3 protein-coding genes and 1 pseudogene are annotated in these 5,060 nt (G+C 71.4%); 2 read left to right on the top strand and 2 right to left on the bottom strand.

Annotated features, from left to right (window positions below):
* Positions 1–111: 111 nt before the first annotated feature.
* The gene (locus ABT112_RS34675) at positions 112–1,329 is read right to left on the bottom strand and encodes a single stranded DNA-binding domain-containing protein (RefSeq protein WP_351515776.1); all 1,218 of its coding nucleotides are present in this window, start codon (positions 1,327–1,329) and stop codon (positions 112–114) included.
* Between the two features lie 375 nt (positions 1,330–1,704).
* Here ABT112_RS34675 and ABT112_RS34670 point away from each other — a divergent pair, with 375 nt between their 5' ends.
* Positions 1,705–3,201: a sensor histidine kinase gene (locus ABT112_RS34670; RefSeq protein ID WP_351515775.1), complete on the top strand. Its 1,497-nt coding sequence runs from the start codon at positions 1,705–1,707 to the stop codon at positions 3,199–3,201.
* Positions 3,198–3,893, top strand: coding sequence for a response regulator (locus ABT112_RS34665; RefSeq protein WP_351515774.1), 696 nt, complete (start codon positions 3,198–3,200; stop codon positions 3,891–3,893). The genes ABT112_RS34670 and ABT112_RS34665 overlap by 4 nt, the downstream gene beginning before the upstream one ends.
* Here the strand turns inward: ABT112_RS34665 and ABT112_RS34660 are convergent.
* Positions 3,801–4,571 (bottom strand): annotated as a pseudogene (locus tag ABT112_RS34660) (phosphatase PAP2 family protein); the annotation flags it as partial. The gene ABT112_RS34665 and the pseudogene ABT112_RS34660 overlap by 93 nt on opposite strands.
* Positions 4,572–5,060 lie beyond the last annotated feature (489 nt).

Raw genomic sequence — 5,060 nt, 5'->3', positions numbered from 1 at the left:
GTGCAGGCCAGGAGGCCGGCGCTGCCCGCCGCCACCGTGATGTCCGGGATCATCCGACGGGTCGACAGACTCCAGGCGCGCAACGGCTGGGACGCCCGGCCGGGGCTGCTGCTACGCGGCGACCGGTTCGCGCGCGGCGACGCGGCACCGGGTGAGCACGGTCTGTGCGGTCTCGCCGTAGATGGAGTGGTCCTTGACCGTGCCGGTCAGCTCGACCTCGTCGCCCTGGTCGGGGACGTCGGCGGCGGAGCTGAACCAGACGAACACGTTGCCGTCGCCGTCCTGGAACTTCACCAGTCGGCGGCGCTGGGTGTGGTAGCCGTACGTCCGGCCCTCCAGCTCGATCACGGTGGTGACGGTGGCGGTGGTGGTGATGCGCTCACCCACCGTGCCCTGCGGCTTGCTGTTCTGGGCGGCCCGCTCGGCGGCTTCCTTCTCCTGGTCGCGGCACCACCCCGCGATGGCGGACACCAGCGTCGGCAGGTGGCGCGGGTCGACAGTCTCACCCTTCGCCAACTGGCCCACCTTGTGGCGGTAGTCAGAGAGGCTGCCGTATCCCTGGACGGCCCATGCCCGGACGGCGGCGGCGGTGGTCGGCGCGTCGGGGTCGGCGTCGATGGCGGCCCGCCAGTCCATCGGGGCCTTGCGGTCGAAGAAGTACGCTTCGACGCCGTCGGCGGTCGGCGGGGTGTTCTTCCACTGCTCGGACCGGCTGTAGAACCTGCCCTCCGTCTTCACAATGGCGGCGGTCACCCGCAGGACCTCGATCACCGGGACGCGGAGATCGGCCGGGATGCCACCCTCTTCGCCGTCCCAGTCGGAGTCCTTCAGCGTGCCGAACCTCCACAGGGCCTCAAGGCCCTTGATCGGCAGACCGGTGTACGGCTCGACGCACGTGGTGCCCAGCTGCCGCATCTCGCCGTTCTCGTGGCGGGCAAGGTAGGTGGCGGTGCGGTGCCGGGCGACGGCGCACCCGTGGCAGAAGGACTCGATGGCGCGGTACTGGCGCGCGGCCTCGGCGTCCTGCTCGGGCAGACCGGGGAACAGGCTGGTGATCGTCTCGCCCTCCTCGTCGTGGTCCAGGCGGGCTATGACGGTCCAGCCGTGGTGACGGGGGATGTCACCGGAGATCGTCACGGTGACGGTGGGGCGCTGGCCGATCAGGCGGCCGTCGATGTCGTGGTAGTCGGCAAGGAACGGCTTGGAGATGTCGAGCGTGTACGCGCTGAGGTGGTGGACGGCGGCGCGGGCGTTGGTGGCCTCGACAAGCTGACGGACGCGGGACTGAGCGGTCGCGGGGATAGAAAACCGTATGGCTGCGCTGGTCATCGTGGGTGCTCCTGCTGGTGAGAGAGGAATCGCGGGCCCAGCCGGGCGGGTTGCCCTCCGCGTACGGCCGGTCTCGGGCCGGCTGGCGGCCCGTCGTGTCGGAGGGGGGTGCCCTCCCCCTCCGACACCATTAATTAAACCACGTTTTGGTGGGCCAAGCATCCCGGCCGGGGATGTCGAGTGCGGCGCGGTCGCTGTGCCGAGACACGTTAGATGTCACCTGGACACGTTTGTTGTCACCGTGTGACTGATTCCCAATCACGGTTGTCAAGAAGTCCTTGATCCGGCCTGCTCGGCAAGGGCATGAGATCCCGGGCCGCGGTAATGGACTTTCGACAGTGCCGCGGGGCGGCGGAGTTCCGTAGGGTCGCGTCCGTGAGAACAGTGATCATCGCCCGGGTGCCGGCACCGGTACTGTCCGCAGGCCTCTTCATCGGGGCGGTGGCGGCCGTTGGCACAGGTGTCGCCACTCTGTGGTGGGGCATACCCGCGGCGGTCTGCGCCTTCCTCGCGGGCTGCCAGCCGGGGCGGAACCGGAGCACGGGGGCAGCCTTGGTCGGAGTGCTCGCGGCCACCGTGGTGGCTGTGCTCCTGGTGCCGGCGTGGCTGGGCTGGGCGAGCCAGTTCGTGGGGTTGCTGCTCGTGGCGGCGATGCTGCCGTGGTTCGCGGGCCGGTTCCTGCGCCAGTACCGCGAACTGCTCCGGGCCGGATGGGAGCGGGCCGCGCGGCTGGAGCGGGAACAGCATCTGGTCGCCGAACAGGCCCGGTTGCGCGAGCGGACCCGGATCGCGCAGGACATGCATGACCTCCTCGGCCACGACCTCAGCCTCATCGCCCTGTCCGCGGGGGCACTGAAGCTGGCCCCTGGCCTGTCTGAGGACCACCGGGCCACCGCCCGGGACATCCGCGCCAGGGCGGGAGCCGCCGTCGACAGGCTCGGCGAGGTAGTCGGTGTCCTGCGCGAGCCGTCGGATATGGCTCCGGGGTCCGAGCCCGGCGCCGGGCTCACGGAACTCGAGGGCCTGGTGGACCGGGCGGCAGCAGCGGGGCTTGACGTCCGGCTGCGTGTAGAGGGCGAAGCGGCGGCCGGCGACGCGCTGCTGGTCATCGAACGGGCCGTGCAGCGCGTCGTCCAGGAGTCGCTGACGAACGTTGCCAAGCACGCGCCCAGGCACCGGGCCAACGTCGTCGTCCGGCACGCGGAAGGACGGACCGAGGTCAGTGTGACGAATGAGCCGGTGCCCAGCGCGTCTACGGCCCACCATGACCGCGCCGCCCGTACCGCACCGGAGTCCCGGGTCTCGGCACCCGGCGACGGCCACCGCTTTGGGCTCATCGGCCTGGACGAACGCGTACGACTGGCCGGTGGCACCTTCACATCGGGTCCCGAAGGCGGCGGGTTCGCCGTCCGGGCCACGCTCCCGCACAGTCCCGGGGCCGTGCCCCCGCCACGCCGCGCCAAGCCCGGCGATCGAGGTGACGTACTACCTCCTGAGCACCGCAGTGCCCGTCGCCGACTGGGCCGTACCGCCGCCGCGGCCGTCCTGGTGCCGCTGTGCACCTCCGCGTTGCTCATCGGCGGGGTACGGGCGTGGGACACCGTGACGGCACGGCAATCGGTACTCGCCCCGCAGGACTACGCCCGGCTGCACGTCGGCCAGCCACGCGCGGACGTGGCGCCGTACCTGCCCCGGCGCCAGACGAACCGCCGCCCGGCCGCGCCCACGCCCGCACCGCAGGATGCGGCCTGCGAGTTCTACGTACAGACCGGCGACCCGTTCGACGACCGCTCGGGGGACATCTACCGTCTCTGCTTCCGGGCTGGACGCCTGGTCTCCACCGACGACTACACCGGGAAGGCTGTCCGATGATCCGGATCCTGATCGCCGACGACGAGCCCATGATCCGCGCAGGCGTCCGCGCAGTCCTTGCCACCGACCCCGGCATCACCGTCGTCGCCGAGGCAGCTGATGGCCACCAGGCGGTGGAACTCGTCCAGCGCCACCGCCCGCAGGTGGCCGTCCTCGACATCCGGATGCCGGGGACCGGCGGTATCGAAGCCGCAGCCGAGATACGCAGGACCGTCCCCGAAACGGGGGTTGTGATGCTGACGACCTTTGGCGAGGACGAGTACATCCTGCGCGCCCTGAGCGAAGGCGCCGCCGGCTTCCTGATCAAGTCCGGCGAGCCGGAGGAACTGATCGCCGGTGTCCGGGCAGTTGCCGACGGTGCCGCCTATCTGTCACCGAAGGTCACGGCCCGCGTCGTCGCGCATCTCGCCTCTGGCGGTGCGGGAGCCCAGGCCAACCGCCGTTCCGCGGCCCGCGCCCGCGTCGAGGCCCTGACCGGGCGGGAGCGGGAGGTGCTCGGCTTCCTCGGCAGCGGGTTCTCCAACGGGCAGATCGCACGCCGCCTGCGCCTAGCGGAGGGGACGGTGAAGGCCCACGTCAGCTCGATCCTCGCCCGCCTCGGCGTCGACAACCGGGCCGCGGCGGCCGTGGTCGCGCACGAGGCCGGCGTGGTCCCGGTGCCGTCCGACCGACTGCCGTACGTGGACAGCTAACACCGCCCGCAGGGCAATCGGCCGTACGAGGAGCCACACCGTCATCACGGCCGTCGCGCCGAGCGCCGCGCCCGCCAGGACGTCGTGCGGATAGTGCACCCCGACCAGCACCCGCAACAAAGCGGCCGCCCCGGCCACCGGCAAGGCCAGAGCCGCGAGCCGAGGCCGTATCAAGACCACACCGACGGCCAGCGCGACGGCGAGGGTGGCGTGGTTGCTGGGGAACGACCAGTCGCCCGGCGCGGGACACGGCGCAAGGGCCGCGACCCCTGGCAGGGCCCGGCACGGACGTTCCTCGTCGACGAGGAGTTTGACCGCCTCACTGACTCCATAGGCGACGACGGTCCCGGCGGCGGCCACGGCCACCCCGGCCAGCCCCGCCGCATCCCTGCGGCGCAGGGCGCGCCAGCCGACCCAGGCCAACAGCAGGCCCAGGAACAGCAAAGTGCCCTCACTCGCCCCTTCCAGGACGGTCTCAGCCCACGACGGCCCGTCCGCCACGCTCCCAGTCAGCGCCCGGTAGGCCCGCACCGAGAAGCCCGCAGTGACGTGCGCCGGCTCGTTCGTCCCCAGCACACCGCCGGGCGCCAGCCAGACCACGGCCGCTGCCCCTACCCCGGCCGACGCGACCGCCATCAATAGCCGTCGACCCCATCCATATCGCTTGATCGAATCCATGCTGCCGACGGTAGGAACACTGCAGGCGGGGCGCCCTGGCCGAATGGCAGCCCGGTACCCCGACGATCGTCAGGGTTGACCGGTACAGGCTGAAGGGACGGGACTAGCCTCGGAGACCCATAGGCCCTCACGAGGACGTGATCGTCATGCGGCAGCGGCTTCCATGGGCGGTGGTTCGGCTGAGTAGCTCGCCTCCTCGCCCGTCGGAGGCGGGCCGCGTAGATGTCGGCAAGCTGCTGGCTGGGAACGCTGCCGTTCCATACGACGAACGCGCCTCCGTCGAGAAGCGCCGCTCTGGCGGGTTCGCAGGCCCTGGTCTGGCCTCCCAGCATCCCGGCGAGTTCTGCCCGGTCCGCCGACCCGCACTCGCCCTGCCGGGCCCGGCCACAACGCACCTGGGCGGGGTTCCCTCCTCGGTCGGACAGCTCCGCCGTACCAGGGTTCCGGGCGCGGTGTCCTGGCTCGCGAAGCGACCGCGTAGCGGCTTGG

This window comes from Streptomyces sp. NPDC002055 (assembly GCF_040296705.1).
In the GTDB taxonomy this organism is placed as follows: domain Bacteria; phylum Actinomycetota; class Actinomycetes; order Streptomycetales; family Streptomycetaceae; genus Streptomyces.
The sequence above is the reverse complement of the archived record's forward strand: the minus strand, read 5'-3'. Positions and strand labels throughout refer to the sequence as shown.

Coding starts and splice junctions, on each gene's coding strand:
- ABT112_RS34675 (WP_351515776.1), bottom strand. CDS start 1,329: ATGACCAGCGCAGCCATACGGTTTTCTATCCCCGCGACCGCTCAGTCC.
- ABT112_RS34665 (WP_351515774.1), top strand. CDS start 3,198: ATGATCCGGATCCTGATCGCCGACGACGAGCCCATGATCCGCGCAGGC.